Raw genomic sequence first — 16,977 nt, 5'->3', positions numbered from 1 at the left:
TCCGCCTGACGATAAACAGGTCATGCGGGCTTCACGACCCCAGTTGCAGACCGTCCGCGGCCTCCTCGACCATTCCCATGCCGAGCCGGCCGATCCGTACGGCGAAGGGCTGCTCGGCGATGGTCAGTCCGGTCAGCTGCATCGCACCGAGCGGGGTGGTGCCCAGGGGGCGGACGGCAACCGTCCCGGCCGGGACGTCGGGGCGCAGTCCGGCGAGAGCGATCAGCATCTGCACCGCGCCGGCCGCCGCGACGGCCGCGGGGCGGCAGGCCGCCGGGTGCGGGACGGGAACGCCGCCGGCGGTGCGCTGCTCGCCCGCGAACATCTCGGGCAGGCGATGGCCGAAGCTCTCGGCGGCGTCGAGGATGCCCTTGGTCAGGGCGCCGGCGGCGGCTTCGTGTCCGGCCGCGGCGAGGCCGGCGGCGGCGACGGCGGTTTCGTGGACGCGGACCGCTCCGCTGCGATGGCCGAACGGGTTGTGGCCGCTCTCCTTGGCGCCGAGTCCGCGCAGGCCCCACCCGGAGTCCATGGCGGGGCCGCGGAGAAGTCGGGCGAGTTGGTCGGTCTGGGCGGCGTCCAGGAGTCCGGGGGCGAAGGTTCCGCCGCCGAGGAGGCCGGTGTCGAGGAGGTGGGCGGCGGTGGCGCCGAGGTGGGGGACCTGGCGGCCGTCGCCGGTGAGCAGGGCGGCCGGGCGGCCGCCGAGGCGGTCCTCGGCCCAGAAGTCGGTGCGGAAACGGGCGCGCAGTTGCGCCGCCCAGTCGCGGAGCGCGGCGGCGCCGGGGGCTCCGCAGGCGTCCAGGAGGTCGGCGCCGAGGACCGCGGCGCGGTGGGCGTGGGCCTGGGTCTCGCAGCGGTAGGGGCCGTGGGGGGCGGGGTCGGGGAGGTAGCCGCCGCGGTCCGCGCCGCGGGGGTCGGTGGCCGTGCGGAGCCACTGGAGGCAGCGTTCGGCGGCGGGCAGCAGGCGTTCGGTCTCCTGGTCCGGCAGGCCCCAGCGGCGGGCCTCGGCGAGGACCGCCGGGAAGAGGAGGGTGGCTTCGATGCCGGTGCAGGCGGGCGGGGCGTGCGGCCCGGAGTCCCGGAGGGGGCCGGGGATTCGGCCGAAATCCGCCCCCGGGGTGGCCTGTTGGGTGCGGGCCAGGGTGCGCAGGGTGGCGGCGGCGAGGCGGGTACCGAGGGGAAGCAGCATCCGGGCGGCCCACAGGGCCTCGGCGGGCGCGAGGCCGCAGCGCCAGGGGAAGCCGCCGGCGACGAAGACGTCCGTGGGCAGGGCCGGGTCGCGCATCAGCAGGCCGTGCAGATCGGCGAGACTGCCGGCCAGGAGGGCGTCGGCGCGGGGGTCGTCGCACTCCAGGCGGGCGTCGGACCAGGAGCGCGGGGGCCGTTCGCTGCGGGGGCGGGGGCCGGCGGGGCCGTTGCGCGGGCCGGGGATCAAGGCGGCGCTGCCGCGTCCGGACAGGGTCGGCGGGGCGCCCGTGCCGTGTTCCAGGCGGGGGTGGAGGGTCAGGGTGCGCCTGCCTCCGGGCGGCAGTTCCAGTTCCCAGCGGAGCAGGCCGGCGGAGGCCAGGGCGTCCTGGGGTGCGGGGTCGGCGGTCACCACGGCGTGCGCCCCGCGTCCTGACCAGCGGAGGCCGGACCCATGGACGGCGGCGCGGAGTTCGGGGCCGGGAAGGCCGACGGAGACGGCACCGAGGTCCGCGAGATCGGTGCCCAGGTGGAGTTCGACGGGCAGGCGGACGGGGCGGGTGGCACTGCTGTGAAAGGTGATCCACTCGGTGCCGTCGGCGAACCGCAGCCGCTCGATGCGGATCTCCGGGTCGGGACCGCGCTCACCCGCTCTGCGCAGCACTCCGGTGAAGCGGGCGCGGTCCGTGGCGATCAACCGCCCCTGGACGAAGAGTGGTTCGCTGCCCGCGGCGCGCAACTCGCAGCGGGAGAGGATGCGGCGGCCGTCGCGGTAGCTGCCGTCCAGGCCCCGGCCGGTGAGCTGTCCCGTGGTGGACGACACAGTGAGCGAGGGCAAGGCCATGCAGACCAGTGCCGCGTGGACGGGTTGGGGCTGGGGTGGCCGGGCCGGCGTGGCGCGTCGGTCTCCGGTGGGGCGGTGGGTCGGCTGGGTGGTGGGGACAATCCCTGGCACGCTGTGTGCTCCCTGGTGAGGTCGGGGCTCCGTACGGACTGCGCCATACAGGTGAACGGTGCGGCCGGCGACCAGGTCACGCCGGCCGTACCTCGCCCCTCGCGGTCACCGCCGACTTCGGTCACCGTCCCGTCCGGTCCGGCGGGTGCCCGGCGCTCCGGTCGTCCGGGAACCGGGGGCGGTGCCGCCCCGTGGGCCGCGGCGCCGGGCGGAGTTTCCCTGGCGCGGTGGGGCGGCTGGCCGTTGTGCGGTGCCGCGGCGGCCTTTTGTGGTCGCCTCACCGCCGGCGGAGGCGGCCTCGGCCTCCTCGCGTTGCCGGCGCAGGCAGCGGCGCAGTGGCTCGGGGTCCAGGCCCTCGTTGATGGCGCGGTGCAGCAGTTGGGCGAAGACGCAGTCGGGGTCGGCGGTCAGGGCGCGGCTGAGGGCGACGCGTGCGGACGGGCCGTCGGCCGTGGACCAGCAGACCCAGCCGGCGAGGGTCAGGGGCGCCGCGGCGTGTTCCCCGTAGCCGCCGGTGCAGCGGCGGGCGAGGGCGCGCCAGAGCCGGAGCGCCGCGGCGGCGTCGGGACCGTCCATCCATTCCGCGGCACGGTCCCGGGTGGTGCGGTCCTGGAGGCCGAGGATCAGGGTGGCGGCCTCGGCGTCGGTGATCAGCGCGTCGTCGCAGGCGTCCCGGGCGCGGGTGCTGCCGGAGGGGGTGTCACGGCGGAAACGGTGGACCATCGCGGCGGCCAGTTCGAGCGTGTCCCGTTGGACGGTGCCGGCGCCGTCCGGGCGGAGCATCCGCGGGAGGAGTTCGGAGGCCGCCTCGTCCAGTGCCTTCTCCTGGTCGGCGCCGCGTGGGCCGGTGCGGGGCGCAAGCCTGGCCTCCATCTCCTTGAGCGAGCCGCGCACCTGCATGCCCGCGTAGGCGGCGGCCGCGGCCATGACGGACGTACCGGGCAGGAACAGCGGGGTGCCGTCGGCGGGACAGCAGCGATAGTCGGGGCAACAGTAGGACCAGAAGCGGCCGTTGGAGAGGCACAGGGCTTCCAGGACCGGCACGTCCAGGGAGCCGCAGGCGGTGCGGAGCCGCTGTGCCAGAGGGCGGAGGCGTTCCTTGACGTCCTGGCCGCTCTCGCCCGGTGACGGCTCCTGGCAGAGGAAGACGAGGATGCCGACGAGGCGGTCGGAGCGCTTGCGGGCGCCGGAGATCAGGCAGTCGGCGAGCTGATCGCTGACGTCGGGCCAGTGGGACGGGTCGGCGGGGATGCCGAGTCGGAGTCGGCCGCCGAAGCGGGTGCGTTCGCCGTGCAGGGCGACCATGACGATGCTGTCGTCCGGATAGAAGCCGAGGAGGTAGGGCAGCGCGTCGGCGAGTTCGGCGGGGCCGCGGAGGACGACTTGGGGCTCGGTGGGTGGAGGCGGGGAAGGGTTGGGCGGCGGGACGGAGTCGGCTGCTGCGGCGGGGGCGGAGGGGTTCGCGGCGTCGGGGAGTCGCGGGGTGGTGTTGGGTAGGGGGTTGTCGGTGTTGCAGAAGAGGGAGGGGCTTGGCGGGTCGTAGGGGGTCGGTGGGTGGTTGTGGGGCGCGTGGGGCGGCGCGGGGTCCGGGGTGGCGTCGGCGGGGGTGGTGGCGGTTTCGTCGGGGTGAGGGGTGGCGGAGTGCGGCTTGCCGGCGCGGGAGTTGGCGGTGCAGGAGTTGTCCGGGTCGGGGGTGTCGGGGTGGGTGGCGCGGGTTTCGGCGTCGTGGGGTTGTTGCGCGTCGTCGGGGGTGGGGTCGTGGGGTTCGTTGTGCGGATTCATGGCTCGAAGATCCCGCGGCGGCGCGGCGTTCCGCGACCCCTGTGGACAACTCGCGCGAGCGGTTTTCCACAGGCGGGAGCGGTGGGTTGCGTTGCGCATCCGATCGTGCCGGTTGCCTCCGGACGCGGCTCCGCCGAGGCCCGGGGGTGCTCAGGTGGGCCTCGGCGGTCGTGGCGGGTATGGCCTGTGTCAGGCGGTCGAGCGGGCGTGGGCGACGAGGCGCTTGTTGATGTCCTCCTGGTGGTCGGCCAGGTAGAAGTGGCCACCGGGATAGACGGCGAGGTCGAAGGGGCCGTCGGTGTGCGCCTGCCAGCCGCGGGCGTCCTCGATGGTGGTGCGGGGGTCGTCGTCGCCGGTGAGGACGGTCACGGGGCAGGCAACCTTGGCGCCCGGCTCGCAGCGGTAGGTCTCGATGGCCCGGTAGTCGCTGCGGATGGCCGGGAGCACCATGCGCAGGATCTCCTCGTCACCGAGTACGCGCGCGTCCGTGCCGCTCAGCTTCTTCAGCTCGGCTATCAGACCCTCGTCGTCGCGCTGGTGGACGGTCTCGTCGTAGAAGAGCGAGGGGGCCCGGCGGCCGGAGAGGAACAGCATGGTGGGGCTGATGCCGTCCTTCTCCAGGCGCAGCGCGGTCTCGAATGCCAGCACCGCACCCATGCTGTGCCCGAAGAAGGCGAAGGGCCGGTCGGTCCACGGGCGCAGGGCGTCGGCCAGTTGGTCGGCCATGGCGGAAATGCTCCCGATCGGCTGCTCGCCGTGCCGGTCCTGACGGCCCGGGTACTGCATCGCGAGGACCTCGACAGTGCCGGAGAGCGCGGTGGACACCGGGAAGTAGAAGCTGGCGGAGCCGCCCGCGTGCGGGAAGCACATCAGCCGGGAGCCGGCAGCGGGGGCGGGGTGGTAGCGCCGGACCCACGGGTCGGTGGCGGTGGAGCTCTGTGTCACGGGCGTCGATCCCTTCCTCGGCCCCGCCCATGGCTGTCAAGCCGGGGAGGGCACGGTGAACAGGGGCGCCGCAAGTGCGACGGCGCACATGCGGCACCCCTGAGACGTAAGGTCCGCCGGCCAAGGCGGAGTTCGCCGGTCATCGGCGTTCCGGTACCGACCACGTGTTCCGTGGTTCATGCGGTTCCGGCACTGTGGCGCGGGTCAGCCTTCGACCCAACCGTGGTGGCGCGCGATGTCGACGAGGCTGGTACGGATCCGCTGGATCTGCGCGGCCGTCAGGGTCTCGTCGGCCGCGACCAGGGTCTCGATCAGTTCGCTGCGGAAATCGGCGGCGGTCAGGACGTCGCACAGGTCGTCGTCGACCCGGCGCTCCGGCGCAAGGGTGGTACGGACCGTGCCCGGGGCCAGTGAGCCGCGGGCGAGCTGGCGGCTCACCGGCTTGTTGACGAGCCTGATCTGGGATGCCTTCGGGCCCTTTTCCCCCGCTTCCATGAAGAACTCGACCTCGTAACCGGCCTGGTAGAAATTCTTCTCGTCAACCAGGTCGTTCGCATGCATGAAAACGTCTTCGTCGCCCGTATCGGGAGCGATGAAGCCATAACCGCGAATCTCGTCGAACCGCAGGATCTTCCCGGTCATCAACACAACAGCCACGCCTTCTCGCACATACTGCTACCGCACACAACGGACGCCCCTTTGGCGCCTGTACACAACGTACCTAGGTTCGCGGTTTCGTACGAGTCCTTCCCTATGGATACGGGAGGTGGGGCGTGGGAGGGGGCCCGGCGGCTCGGCCGGTGAACGGGCCGTCATCCGGTGGCGGACGGGCTGTGACCGTGTGTGCTCGTGTCGGCCGGGGAGGCGGGCAACTCGGGCGGGGCGTCGAGCGGTTGTCCTGGAGCGGTTCCGGTTGCGGTTCCGGTTGCGGTTCCGGAGCTGGTCGTCGGCCGGTCGCCGGCGGTGAGCCCGTACCGTCGGCGTTGGAAGGCGTAGGTGGGCAGGTCGACCCGTCGGCCGGGGCCGAGGACCGCTGCCCAGTTCACCGTGACGCCCTGGACGTAGGCGTCCGCGAACGAGGCCAGCAGACGGGCCGGGCCGCCGTCGTCGCGCCGCAGGGTGCCGGTGATCAGGACGGCGGGCGTGCCGCGGGGGTGGGCGGCGACGCCGTCCCGGACGGTGTCGCCGATCGCGGAGACCAACACCGGGTGAGGGGAGGTCTCGATGAACGTCCGGTGCCCGCCCGCGACCAGGGTGCGGAGGGCGCGGTCGAACTCCACGGGGGCGCGCAGGCTGGCGTACCAGTACGCCGGGTCCATCTCCGGGCCGGCCAGCATCTGGCCGGTCATCGCGGAGACGATCGGGATCCGGGCCTCGCCCGGTCTGATGCCCTCCAGGGTCCGGAGGATCTCGTCCCGCAGGTCGGCGACCTGCGGGCTGTGCGAGGCGTGGTCCACGGGGATCAGGCGGGCGCGGACACCGTCCGTCTCGCAGACCGCGGCCAAGTCCTCCAGGGCGTCCGGGTCGCCGGAGACCACGGTGGCCGCCGGGCCGTTGACGGCGGCCACCGACAGCCGGTCGTCCCAGGCGGCGAGCCGCTCCCGTACCCGGGCGGCGGGCTCGGGCACCGAGAGCATGCCGCCCCGGCCCGTCAGCGCCCTCACGGCCCGGGCGCGGAGGGCGACGACCCGGGCGCCGTGGTCCAGGGACAGAACGCCGGCCACGCAGGCGGCGGCGATCTCCCCCTGGGAATGGCCGATCACGGCATCGGGGGTGACGCCGGCGGCCTGCCAGACGGCGGCCAGGGACACCATCACGGCCCAGAGTGCGGGCTGTACGACGTCGGCTCTCTCCAGGGCGGGTGCGCCCTCCGCGCCGGCAAGGACGTCATCGAGGGACCAGTCGACATACGGGCCCAGCGCCTCGGCGCACCGGGCCAGGCGGGCGGCGAACACCGGGCTGGTCTCGCGGAGTTCACGGCCCATGCCGAGCCACTGGCTGCCCTGGCCGGGGAAGACGAACGTCACCCGGCCGGGGCCGTCGGTCGTCGCGGCGGTCACGCCCGTGACCACGCCGGCGGCCGGCTGGCCGGTGGCCACCGCGGCCAGGCCGGCGGCGAGTTCCTCCCGGTCCGCGCCGGTCACGACGGCCCGGTGCGCGAAGGACGTCCGGGTCGTCGCCAACGACCGACCCACGTCCGTGGCGTCGAGCTCCGGGCGGGCCAGGGCGAATTCACGAAGCCGGCCCGCCTGTGCCGCCAGGGCCGCCGCGCTGCGGCCCGAGACCGGCCAGGCCGACATTCCGGGAGCCGAAAGCACCGGCAGCGGCTCCGGATCTGGTTCCGGTTGTGCGTTCCAGGCCGGTGCGGGTGTGGCATCGGCGGCGGGGGCCTCCTCGACGAGGACGTGGGCGTGGGTGCCGCTCGGGCCGAAGCCCGATACGCCGGCGCGCCGGGGCCGTTCGCCCGCCGGCCAGGGCAGGGGGGCGGTCAGCAGCCGCAGCCCGTCTCCCGCCCCGTCTACGGGCAGGTTCGGTTCCTCGTCGTGCAGCGACCGGGGCAGCACCCCGTGGCGCAGCGCCATGACGGTCTTGATGACGCCGGCGACACCGGCCGCGGCCAGGGTGTGGCCGATGTTCGTCTGCACCGATCCGACCAGCAGTGGGCGGCCCGGCGGGCGGTTGCGGCCGTAGACGGCCGTCAGGGAACGGGCTTCGGTCAGATCGCCGAGGCGGGTGCCCGGGCCGTGGGTCTCGACCGCGTCCACGGCGTCCGGAGTGAGGCGGGCGTCGGCCAGGGCTTGGCGGATGACGGCTACCTGCGCGTCCCCATCGGGGGCGGTGTTGGGCGCGCTGCCGGGAGCGGCATGGGGCGTGGTCGAACCACCGCCGAAATCGTCCGAGTTGATCGCCGATCCGCGGATCACGGCCAGGGCGGGGTGGCCGTTGCGGCGGGCGTCGGACAGCCGCTCCAGGGCGATCATGCCGACGCCCTCGGACCACATCGTGCCGTCGGCGACCGCGAGGAACGCCGTGCGGCGGCTGCCCGGGGCCGGGGCCCGCAGTCCGCTGAAGGCGACGGAGTCCGCCGGTGTGGCCATCGCCGAGACGCCGCCGGCGAGCGCCAGCGAGCACGCGCCGCGGCGCAGGGCCTGGGCGGCGTGATGGAGGGCGACCAGCGAGCCGGAGGCGGAGGTGTCCGCTGTGACGCAGGTCGTGTCGCCGCCGGTCAGGAGGGCCAGGAGGCGTCCCGCCAGGCCGGGGGCGTCCCGGAACCGTGGGCCGTCCTCGTGTGGGTCGGCGCCGACGAAGACGCCGGTGCGGCCGCTCCGGAGGGTGGTCGGGTCGAGGGCGGCCCGCTCCAGGACCTCCCGGGACACTTCGAGCAGCAGACGCTGCTGGGGGCTCATCGCCGGCGCCTCGTGGGGCGAGATGTCGAAGAAGGCGGCGTCGAAGCCGGCGGCGTGCTCCAGGAAGCCGCCGCGGTTGACGTACGTCTTCCCGGGGACGGCCGGGCCGGCGTCGTTGTCGTTGTCGTTGGGAGAGTCCAGGTCCCAGCCTCGGTCGTCGGGGAAGTCGGAGATGACGTCCCGTTCGTCGGTGACGACCTGCCACAGATCCTCAGGAGAGCAGATCCCGCCCGGGTAGCGGCAACTCATGGCGACGATCGCCAGGGGCTCGTCGGCGGCGGCTTCGCCCGGCCCGGTCGGGCCGGTGTTCTCGGACTCGCTCATCCTTCGCTCCAAATCCGTAAGCGAATGCTCCGCGCAACGCGAGCGGGCGAGGGCGTCTTTCACGCCTCGTGGGGCTGATACGCGTACCCGGTGCGCCGTGGCCCGTATACGGAAGGGGCCGGTGTACGTCACATCGGGGTAACGCTCGGTGGCGGTGGTGGATTCAGGGCCGGTCGCTTTTCTTTCGCCGTGGTCTGCGCCCCTGTTCAGGAATTCCACCGCACATCAACGGCGCCGTTCCTCACAAGTGCCGCTCCTCACATTCCGCTGGAGTATTCCAGAGCCCGGCGCGCGGCGTAAGGGTGTTCGGGGAGGGCCAGGCACCAGCCGGCCGCGGCAGTGCATGCCGCGGTGGCCTTCAACCAACAGGCGCACAGGGGAAGTTCCCCGACGCGGGAGAGCTTCTCCTCGTCGGCCCCCTGGAGGCTTCCCGTTCGGCGTCCGGTGGGAGCCGGTCGAGCCGCGAGCGCCGTCAGCCCGCCGCGGCGAGGACCAGGGGGAGGACCCGTTCGCTGCCCGCCCGGCGGAGCAGGCGAGCGGCGACGGCAAGGGTCCAGCCGGAGTCGGTGTAGTCGTCCACGAGCAATACGGGGCCCGGGGTGTTCCGGAGGGCGTCCGCCAGCTCCTCGGGGACGGTGAAGGCGCCGGAGAGCGCCCGGAGTCGCTGGGCGGAGTTGCTGCGGCGCGCCGCGTGCGCGCCGCCCGGCCCGCCGTACGCCAGGGTGCCGAGGAAGGGGAGGCGGCCGACGGTCGCGATGCCCTGGGCGAGCGAGCCGACCAGCTGCGGGCGGGCCAGCGACGGTACGGCGACGACTCCGGCCGGGCGGGCGGTGGCGTCCTGGACGTTCGGCGCCCAGCCTCCCGGGGAGCGTGCCCAGTCGGCGAGGACGGCGACGGCGGCCCGCAGGACGTCGTCGGGGACGGGGCCGTCGGGGGCGTTCTCCGCCAGTAGCGGGCGCAGCCGGTTGCCCCAGCCGATGTCCGAGAGCCGGCCCAGGGCGCGGCCGGTGGCGCACTGCTCGGCGGCGGGAATACGGCCCTTGAGCTCGATGCCCAGTGCCGGCATCCCCGTCGGCCACATCCGGCGCGGTTCGATCTCCGTCCCGGGCCGATCCAGCTCCTTCTCCGCCGCCGTCAGCGTCTCCGCCGAGACCGCGGAATCGGCCCACGGGCCCGCGCAGTTGTCGCAGCGGCCGCACGGCGCGGCCCCCTCGTCGTCCAGCTGCCGGCGCAGGAACTCCATCCGGCACCGGGACGTGCGCACATAGTCGCGCATGGCCTGCTGCTCGGCCGCACGCTGCCGGGCCACCCAGGCGTAGCGTTCGGCGTCGTAGACCCACTCGGCGCCGGTGGCCGTCCAGCCGCCCTTCACACGCTTGACCGCGCCGTCGACGTCCAGCACCTTGAGCATCGTCTCCAGGCGGCTGCGCCGGAGGTCCACCACCGCCTCCAGGGCCGGCACGGACAGCGGGCGGCCCGCGTCGGCCAGGGCGGCGAGCGTCTGCCGGACCTGTGCCTCGGGCGGGAAGGCGGTGTCGGCGAAATAGCGCCAGATGGCCTCGTCCTCCGCGCCCGGCAGCAGCAGTACCTCGGCGTGGGCCACCCCGCGGCCGGCCCGGCCGACCTGCTGGTAGTAGGCGATCGGCGAGGACGGGGCGCCGAGATGCAGCACGAAGCCCAGGTCCGGCTTGTCGAACCCCATGCCCAGCGCGGACGTCGCCACCAGCGCCTTGACGCGGTTGGCGAGCAGGTCCTCCTCGGCCTGCAGCCGGTCGGCGTTCTCCGTGCGGCCGGTGTACGAGGCCACCGGGAAGCCGCGCTGCCGCAGATAGGCGGTGGCCTCCTCGGCGGCGGACACCGTGAGGGCGTAGATGATCCCGGAGCCCGGCAGCTCGTCCAGGTGCTCGGCGAGCCAGGCCAGGCGGTGCGCGGCGTCCGGCAACCGGACCACACCCAGCCGCAGGCTCTCCCGCTCCAGCGGTCCGCGCAGCACCAGGGCCTCGCCGGCGCCGGTGCCGAGCTGCTCGGCGACGTCCGCGGTGACCCGTGCGTTGGCGGTCGCGGTGGTGGCCAGCACGGGCACGCCGGGCCGGAGGTCGGCGAGCATGGCCCGCAGCCGGCGGTAGTCCGGGCGGAAGTCGTGGCCCCAGTCGGAGATGCAGTGTGCCTCGTCGACCACCAGCAGGCCGGTGGTCGCGGCGAGCCGGGGCAGCAGCTGATCGCGGAAGTCCACGGAATTGAGGCGCTCCGGGCTGACGAGGAGGACGTCGGTCCCGCCGCGCTCGACCTCCTCGTGGATGGCGCCCCACTCCTCAGGGTTGGCGGAGTTGATGGTGCGCGCCCGGATACCGGCCCGCTCGGCGGCCTCGACCTGGTTGCGCATCAGTGCCAGCAGCGGCGAGACGATCACCGTGGGGCCGGCGCCGCGGCGGCGCAGCAGCGCGGTGGCGACGAAGTACACCGCCGACTTGCCCCAGCCGGTGCGCTGCACCACCAGGGCGCGCCGGCGCTCCTCCACCAGGGCCGACACCGCCTGCCACTGGTCCTCCCGCAGCCGCGCCGCGCCCCCCGGGTCACCGACCAGCTCGGCGAGGATGGCATCGGCTTCGGCGCGCAGCTCCCGTTCGTCCATGCCTCCATGCAACCGGATGCCACTGACAATCAGCCAACTCACTCAGCGTGACCCCGCGCTCGCGAACGGTTCGCGGGTCACTCGCCGACCGGGTGCGGCCGGGCCCGAGCGCTCGTCCGCGCCCCGCCCCGGCCGGCGCCCCTGCGCGGCCAGGAATCCGCCGCGGCCGAACCGGCGGCCACCGGGCGGGCGTTGGGCGCCCACGGGATGTCCCCACCGGTCCCGCCCCCAGGGCGACCCGTCGCCGACGGCGGGAACGGGAGCGAAGGGAAGCGAAGGGAGGGGCGCACCCGGGTATCGGAGGCGGTCGCGGCGGGCAGGGATAACGGCAGCGCACCGGGTGTTTCCGGCCGCGGGCGGGGAATTGCTGATTGCCGCATGCCTGTACGAACCGCGAGAATGGGAAGTGCTTCCCGGTATCCGGCCGTTCGCGGCCCGGCGGGGTCATGCCGTGGTGCGCCGGAGCGCCCGGCCTTGGCCCGCAGCACGGACGCGTAGACGAAGGGAGGACGATGACCTTCGGATTCGCCCGGCCCCCGCAGGATGCATCACCCGATGCGGACGGCTCCGCGGCCCGTCCGGGGCGGTTGTTGGAGCTCGCGGAGTGGGCGTCGGCCGGAATCCCGCTGCTGCGCGATCCCCGTGAGGTCGTCGCCGATCTGCACGACCGTCATCTTCCGGGGCCGTCGGCGGTGGTCGTGGCCGTGCTGGACCCTCGGGAGCGGATCGTCGCCAGCGCGTCGTTCACGGGCCCGGCAGCGGCTCCCGACGGCTGGGAGTACCGCAATGCGCTGCTGACGCAGCTGCGCCGGATCATCCCGCACGATCTGCGGCTGCGCGTCCCGGTGCGCACGGCGGTCCTGTTGCACTGCCGGGAGGGCGACCCGCGCTGGACGGAGGCGGACGGGGCGTGGATGTGGGGCCTGCGCGACGCCTGCACCCTGCACGGCCTCCGGTGCGGCGCGTTCATCGCGCTGACCCGGGACCGCTGGCAGGTACTGGGCGAAGGACGGGGCGGACGGCGCCCCAGGGCGGCCCCGCCCGGACGGCCGGACCGCGGGCCGGACGCGGCGCGATCGGAGCCCCGTCATGAGGCGCGATCGGACCCGCGCCATGACACGCCCGCGATGACCACCGGCACCACCAGGACGGGCGGTACCACCGGCACCAACGGGACAGGCGACACCGCCGGCTCCACCGGGACCGCGACGGCCGAAGTCACGGATGCCGCAGGCGGATTGCCCGCCCCCGACGGCCTCGCGCCGGACGGAACGGCGCCCCCGACGGACCCGCGGGCCGCGGAGGGCCGGGCCGTCCGGCCGGACCGGCCGCCAGGTCCGGACCCGGCGGCTCCGCAGCGCATCCCGCCGGCGTGGCACGCATCGCCGGACGAGCAGCAGCCGCGGCACGGCGACCAGGGCCTGCCCCGGCGCCCCGCCGGCGCGGCGGCGGAAGCGCGGCGCCACCGGGCGGCACGCTGACCGCGCCGGGTGCGGGCCGTCGCCCCGTATGCGGGCGCGCGAACGGGCCCGCTCGGCCATGAGGGCCGGCGGGCCGTGCCGGACCGGCGTCGGTCAGGCGTTCGCGCCGAGCACGGCGTTGATCCGCTGCGGGTCGCCGCAGACGATCAGCAGCGCCCCGGCACGGGCCATGGCCGCGGGCAGCGCCCGTGCGGTGGTCTCGTCGTCGCCGCCGTTCACGGCGACGACCACGACAGGCCGTGCGCCGAGGCGTTCGGCGCCGGCGTCCGCGTAGAACACATCGTCACGGGCGTCGTGCTGGGCCCAGTAGGACGTCTCGCCGAAGGACAGTTCGTGGGCCGCCCACGGGTGGTTCTCGCCGGTGGTCAGCACCAGGATCTCGCCCGGCGCACGGCCGGTGTCCAGGAGCAGGTCGACGGCCTCGTCGGCGGCGTCGATCGCTCCGTCGGCGGGTGCCGGGATCAGCTGGAGCTGGGCGCCCGCGGCACCACCGGTCGTGGCGACCGGAGGCTGCGGGGAGCCGGTGCGCTGCGCCGGCGGGGCCGGGACGGGCCCTCGGGACGGAGCGGCGGGTCCGGGCTTGCCCGGACGGGCACTGGACACGGGGGCACCGCGCGGCGGCGCGGGGCGGGGACCGGGACCAGGGACGGGACGGGGGGTCGACGCGGTGCGGCCGGCGGCCGGAGTTGCGCGGGGACCCGGGACACTCTCGTGAATCTGAGGCTCCTCGGGGATGAGAGGCATAAAGGGATGTCTATCAAACGTAGGTGCGGGACATGTCAGTGGGTACCGAATTCCTGCCCGCTCCGCTCAGAAGTCGAAGCCGAGTTGGCCACCGGCCTCCAGAGCGGCTGCTTCGGGGGTGACGCGCACCTTCTTGAGGTGCCGCCACCGGGGCAGGGCGTCCATGTAGGACCACGACACCCGGTGGTACGGCGTGGGACCGTGCTCCTCCAGGGCGGTGCGGTGGGTCGGCGAGGGGTAGCCGGCGTTGGCCGCGAAGTCGAAGTCGGCGTACTCCAGGCCGATTTCGGCCATCATGGTGTCCCGTCGCACCTTGGCGATCACGGACGCCGCGGCGACCGCGACACAGGACTGGTCGCCCTTGATGACCGTACGGACCCGCCACGGCGCGCCCAGGTAGTCGTGCTTGCCGTCGAGGATGACCGCGTCCGGCCGGACCGGAAGCGCCTCCAGGGCGCGTACGGCGGCGAGCCGCAGTGCCGCGGTCATGCCCAGGGTGTCGATCTCCTCCGGGGAGGAGTGCCCCAGGGCGTACGAGGTGACCCAGGTGGACAGCGCCTCGCAGAGTTCGACGCGGCGCTTGGGGGTCAGCAGCTTGGAATCGGTGAGTCCGTCCGGTGGTCGGCGCAGACCGGTGATGGCGGCGCAGACGCTGACGGGGCCGGCCCAGGCTCCGCGCCCGACCTCGTCGATCCCTGCGACGATCCGGGCGCCCGTGGTGGCGCGCAGTGATCGCTCGACGGTATGGGTGGGAGGCTCGTACGGCATGGCGCCAGCCAGATTACGCCTATTCGGCGCCGTCGTCCGCATCGGATCCGGACCTTGCGTGCGCGGGCGCCGGCGGAGGGCCGGGCGCGGCGGTCCGGGGCGACCGCCTAAGGCCGGGCGGAGGGGCGCGGACGGGCCCGGGGAGGGCGCTTACGGGACGTGAAGTCGCCGGTGGGCGCGGCCCGTTGTGCCTGGAGGCGGTGGGGCGGGCGGTGCGGAGGGAGCGGTTCCGGGGTGGCCGGTCAGTGCGTGGGCGCCCAGGTGGGGAGCGGCTCGGTACGGGCGAGCCATTCGTGGGGCGGGGTGCCACCGGGGGCCGCGGCGACGATGCCGCCGACGATGCCGCAGGTGGTGTCGACGTCGCCGCCGGCCCGGACGGTGGTCCAGAACGCCCCCTCGAAGTCGCCGAGGTTGCGTGCCGCGGCCCAGAGGGTGAACGGCACGGTGTCGTGGGCCGTGGTGCGGCGGCCGCAGCCGAGGACGGCGGCGACCGTACCGGGATCGGCGTAGTCGAGCATGTCGCGGGCCCGGCGCAGGCCGGCCTGTACGGCGCTGCGCGGGATCAGGGCCAGCACACCGTCGATCAGCTCCCGGGGGCCGGGGGTGCGGACCGGGTCGGCGGCCAGGGCGGCCGCGGCGGCCACGGCCATGGCGCCGACGACGGCTTCGCGGTGCTGGTGGGTGGGGTAGGCGGAGATCTCCGCCTGGTGGGTGGCCTGCTCGGGGTCGTCGGCATACCAGGCGCCGAGGGGCGCGATGCGCATGGCGGCGCCGTTGCCCCAGGAGCCGTGGCCGTTGAAGAGCGCGGCGGACAGTTCGCGCCAGTCGCCGCCGGCGCGGATCTGCCGGAGGAGGCGGTCGACGGCGGGGCCGTAGTCGCGGGTGTCGTCGTGGCGGTCGGCGAAGGAGCGGGCCAGGGCGTCCTGGTCGACGCGGTGATGGGTACTGAGGACGCTGAGGACGGAGCAGGCCATCTCGGTGTCGTCGGTCCACCGCCAGGGCCCGGGCGGCAGCTCGCGCCGCCTGAGGTGGGGGTGGTGGGCGGGGACGAAGAACTGCGATCCGAGGGCGTCGCCCACGGAGAGGCCGCGCAGGCTCGCCAGAGCCCGCGTACGGCGGTCCGCGTCACGAGGGTCAGGGGTCGTCATCGCTGTGCACTTTAACCGGTGACGCCATAAGACCGGGGTTCACACCAGCGGTCGAAAGGCCGGTCGAGGGTGTAGCGGCCGTCCGGGCCGAGGAGCAGGCTGCGCCACTCGGCGTTGCCCGGGTTGGACAGCGACTCGAAGTCGGCGACCGTCCAGTGGAACCACCGCATGCAGAACAGCCGCATGGTGAGCCCGTGCGTCACGATCAGGACGTTGGGCGGGTGGCGGGGGTCCTCGAAGCTGCGCCAGAGGCTCTCCAGGAAGGCCCCCACCCGGTCGTAGACGTCGGCACCGGACTCGCCCTGCGCGAAGCGGTAGAAGAAGTGGCCGTAGGCGTCGCGGTACGCCTTCTGGCGCCGTACGTCGTCGCGGTCCTGCCAGTTCCCCCAGTCCTGCTCGCGGAGCCGGGGCTCCTCCCGGACCCGGACCCGGCCCGCGTCCAGGCCGAGGCTCCGGAAGGTCTGGTGGGTGCGGCGGTACGGCGAGACATAGGCGGAGATCCGTTCGCGGCCGAACATCTCCCGCAGCGCGCGCCCGGCCTCCTCTGCCTGGCGCTGCCCGGCCCGCGTCAGGGCGAGCGCGTGGTCCGGCTCGCGCTCGTAGACGGTGTCGTCGACGTTCCCCACGGACTCGCCGTGGCGGAGCAGGACGATGCGTCGGGGCCGCGCCATGCGGCCAGCGTAAAACGCCTGCCCTGTACATGCCGTGCACGGCGGGAGCGCCTGGTGGACGGGGCCGCGCCACCGCTTATACAGGCGACGAGGACGGACGGGGCGACAGGCGACGAGAACCGGGCGCCCGTCGAGGAGCAACACCGCCGACCATCAAACGCAACTCCCGTTGCATTACAATGAGGATGCCGCAACCCTCCCCCGACGCAGCCGGAGCAGCAAGTGACTGGTGAGGCCGAGAAGAAGCAGCCGGCCGGGACCGACGATCCCGCGTCCCCTCCCACGCCCGGCACCCGGCGCCCCGGCGGACGCACGGCCCGCACCCGGGCCGCCGTCCGCGACGCCGTGCTGGCCGGCCTCACCGAACTCGGCTACCCCGGGCTGACCGTCGAGTACGTCGCCGAGCACTCCGGGGTGCACAAGACGACCCTCTACCGCCGCTGGGGGGACGTGGAGGGCCTGGTGGCCGACGCCCTGGACCTGGCGGGCGAGGACAGCTGGCGGCCGCCGGACACCGGGTCGCTGGAGGGCGATCTGCGCGCCCTCGCCCGGGAGGTCGTCAGCTCGTTCACGGGAGCCGCGGCGGCCGCTTCCGGCTCCGCGATGATCGCGGCCGGCTTCCGGTCGGAGCGGGCGGCCGCGGCACTGCGCGCCTACTACGCCGAGCGGTTCGCGCGCTGCGAGGCCATCGTCGAACGCGCCGTGCGGCGCGGCGAGCTGGCGGCCGGCCCGGAGACCGGCATCGATGCCGGGGCGCTGGTCCGGGCCGCGCCCGCACCGCTGCTCTGCCGGCTCTTCGTCACCCGTGAGCCGATCGACGACGAGCTCGCCGACCAGGCTGCGGCGGCGGCACTGGCCGCGGCCCGCGCGGGTGTCTTCACCCGCGGCCGGCCGGCCGGCGCCGCGGCGGGCCGCCCGGAGCGGGCGGACTGAGCCCG

General features: G+C 74.5%; 11 protein-coding genes and 1 pseudogene. 2 read left to right on the top strand and 10 right to left on the bottom strand.

What is annotated here, in order from left to right:
- Window positions 1-31 precede the first annotated feature (31 nt).
- The 6 genes from B073_RS0111640 to B073_RS0111615 all read right to left on the bottom strand — a co-directional run bounded on the left by B073_RS0111640 (window position 32) and on the right by B073_RS0111615 (window position 11,227).
- The gene (locus B073_RS0111640) at window positions 32-2,026 is read right to left on the bottom strand and encodes a glycogen debranching N-terminal domain-containing protein (protein ID WP_018538271.1); all 1,995 of its coding nucleotides are present in this window, start codon (window positions 2,024-2,026) and stop codon (window positions 32-34) included.
- A 216-nt stretch (window positions 2,027-2,242) separates the two neighbouring features.
- Window positions 2,243-3,919, bottom strand: coding sequence for a DUF4192 domain-containing protein (locus tag B073_RS0111635; RefSeq protein WP_018538270.1), 1,677 nt, complete (start codon window positions 3,917-3,919; stop codon window positions 2,243-2,245).
- Window positions 3,920-4,108: 189 nt separating this feature from the next.
- Entirely contained in the window at window positions 4,109-4,864 is a 756-nt protein-coding gene (locus B073_RS0111630) for a thioesterase II family protein (RefSeq protein WP_018538269.1), read from the bottom strand.
- 204 nt (window positions 4,865-5,068) lie between these two features.
- Window positions 5,069-5,512, bottom strand: a complete 444-nt coding sequence (locus B073_RS39805) for a cold shock domain-containing protein (RefSeq protein WP_037811482.1) — start codon at window positions 5,510-5,512, stop codon at window positions 5,069-5,071.
- A gap of 164 nt (window positions 5,513-5,676) precedes the next feature.
- Complete coding sequence (locus B073_RS0111620; protein ID WP_018538267.1) at window positions 5,677-8,595, bottom strand: type I polyketide synthase; 2,919 nt, start codon at window positions 8,593-8,595, stop codon at window positions 5,677-5,679.
- A 472-nt stretch (window positions 8,596-9,067) separates the two neighbouring features.
- Entirely contained in the window at window positions 9,068-11,227 is a 2,160-nt protein-coding gene (locus B073_RS0111615) for a RecQ family ATP-dependent DNA helicase (protein ID WP_018538266.1), read from the bottom strand.
- Between the two features lie 512 nt (window positions 11,228-11,739).
- On the opposite strand from B073_RS0111615, the pseudogene B073_RS47755 reads away from it, so the two are divergent.
- Window positions 11,740-12,315, top strand: a pseudogene (locus tag B073_RS47755) (hypothetical protein); the annotation flags it as partial.
- Window positions 12,316-12,801: 486 nt separating this feature from the next.
- Here B073_RS47755 and B073_RS0111605 read toward each other — a convergent pair.
- The 4 genes from B073_RS0111605 to B073_RS0111590 form a co-directional block, all read right to left on the bottom strand.
- A complete protein-coding gene (locus B073_RS0111605; protein ID WP_026247281.1) occupies window positions 12,802-13,452 on the bottom strand; it encodes a hypothetical protein in 651 nt (216 codons plus the stop codon).
- Window positions 13,453-13,518: 66 nt separating this feature from the next.
- On the bottom strand, window positions 13,519-14,220 hold the full coding sequence (locus B073_RS0111600; RefSeq protein WP_018538263.1) for a ribonuclease HII: 702 nt from the start codon (window positions 14,218-14,220) through the stop codon (window positions 13,519-13,521).
- Window positions 14,221-14,462: 242 nt separating this feature from the next.
- A complete protein-coding gene (locus B073_RS0111595) occupies window positions 14,463-15,368 on the bottom strand; it encodes an ADP-ribosylglycohydrolase family protein (protein WP_026247280.1) in 906 nt (301 codons plus the stop codon).
- An 11-nt stretch (window positions 15,369-15,379) separates the two neighbouring features.
- Window positions 15,380-16,039, bottom strand: a complete 660-nt coding sequence (locus B073_RS0111590; RefSeq protein WP_018538261.1) for a histidine phosphatase family protein — start codon at window positions 16,037-16,039, stop codon at window positions 15,380-15,382.
- Between the two features lie 222 nt (window positions 16,040-16,261).
- Here B073_RS0111590 and B073_RS0111585 point away from each other — a divergent pair, with 222 nt between their 5' ends.
- The gene (locus B073_RS0111585; RefSeq protein WP_018538260.1) at window positions 16,262-16,972 is read left to right on the top strand and encodes a TetR-like C-terminal domain-containing protein; all 711 of its coding nucleotides are present in this window, start codon (window positions 16,262-16,264) and stop codon (window positions 16,970-16,972) included.
- Window positions 16,973-16,977: the final 5 nt, after the last annotated feature.

The organism is Streptomyces sp. MspMP-M5 (assembly GCF_000373585.1).
Taxonomy (GTDB): domain Bacteria; phylum Actinomycetota; class Actinomycetes; order Streptomycetales; family Streptomycetaceae; genus Streptomyces.
Note: the sequence above shows the minus strand (reverse complement) of the source record. Positions and strands in the feature narration are given on the sequence as shown.

Bases quoted from the DNA above. Each gene is read 5' to 3' on its own strand.
- B073_RS0111640 (WP_018538271.1), bottom strand. From the start codon at position 2,026: ATGGCCTTGCCCTCGCTCACTGTGTCGTCCACCACGGGACAGCTCACC.
- B073_RS0111635 (WP_018538270.1), bottom strand. From the start codon at position 3,919: ATGAATCCGCACAACGAACCCCACGACCCCACCCCCGACGACGCGCAA.
- B073_RS0111620 (WP_018538267.1), bottom strand. From the start codon at position 8,595: ATGAGCGAGTCCGAGAACACCGGCCCGACCGGGCCGGGCGAAGCCGCC.
- B073_RS0111615 (WP_018538266.1), bottom strand. From the start codon at position 11,227: ATGGACGAACGGGAGCTGCGCGCCGAAGCCGATGCCATCCTCGCCGAG.
- B073_RS0111605 (WP_026247281.1), bottom strand. From the start codon at position 13,452: ATGCCTCTCATCCCCGAGGAGCCTCAGATTCACGAGAGTGTCCCGGGT.
- B073_RS0111600 (WP_018538263.1), bottom strand. From the start codon at position 14,220: ATGCCGTACGAGCCTCCCACCCATACCGTCGAGCGATCACTGCGCGCC.
- B073_RS0111595 (WP_026247280.1), bottom strand. From the start codon at position 15,368: ATGACGACCCCTGACCCTCGTGACGCGGACCGCCGTACGCGGGCTCTG.
- B073_RS0111590 (WP_018538261.1), bottom strand. From the start codon at position 16,039: ATGGCGCGGCCCCGACGCATCGTCCTGCTCCGCCACGGCGAGTCCGTG.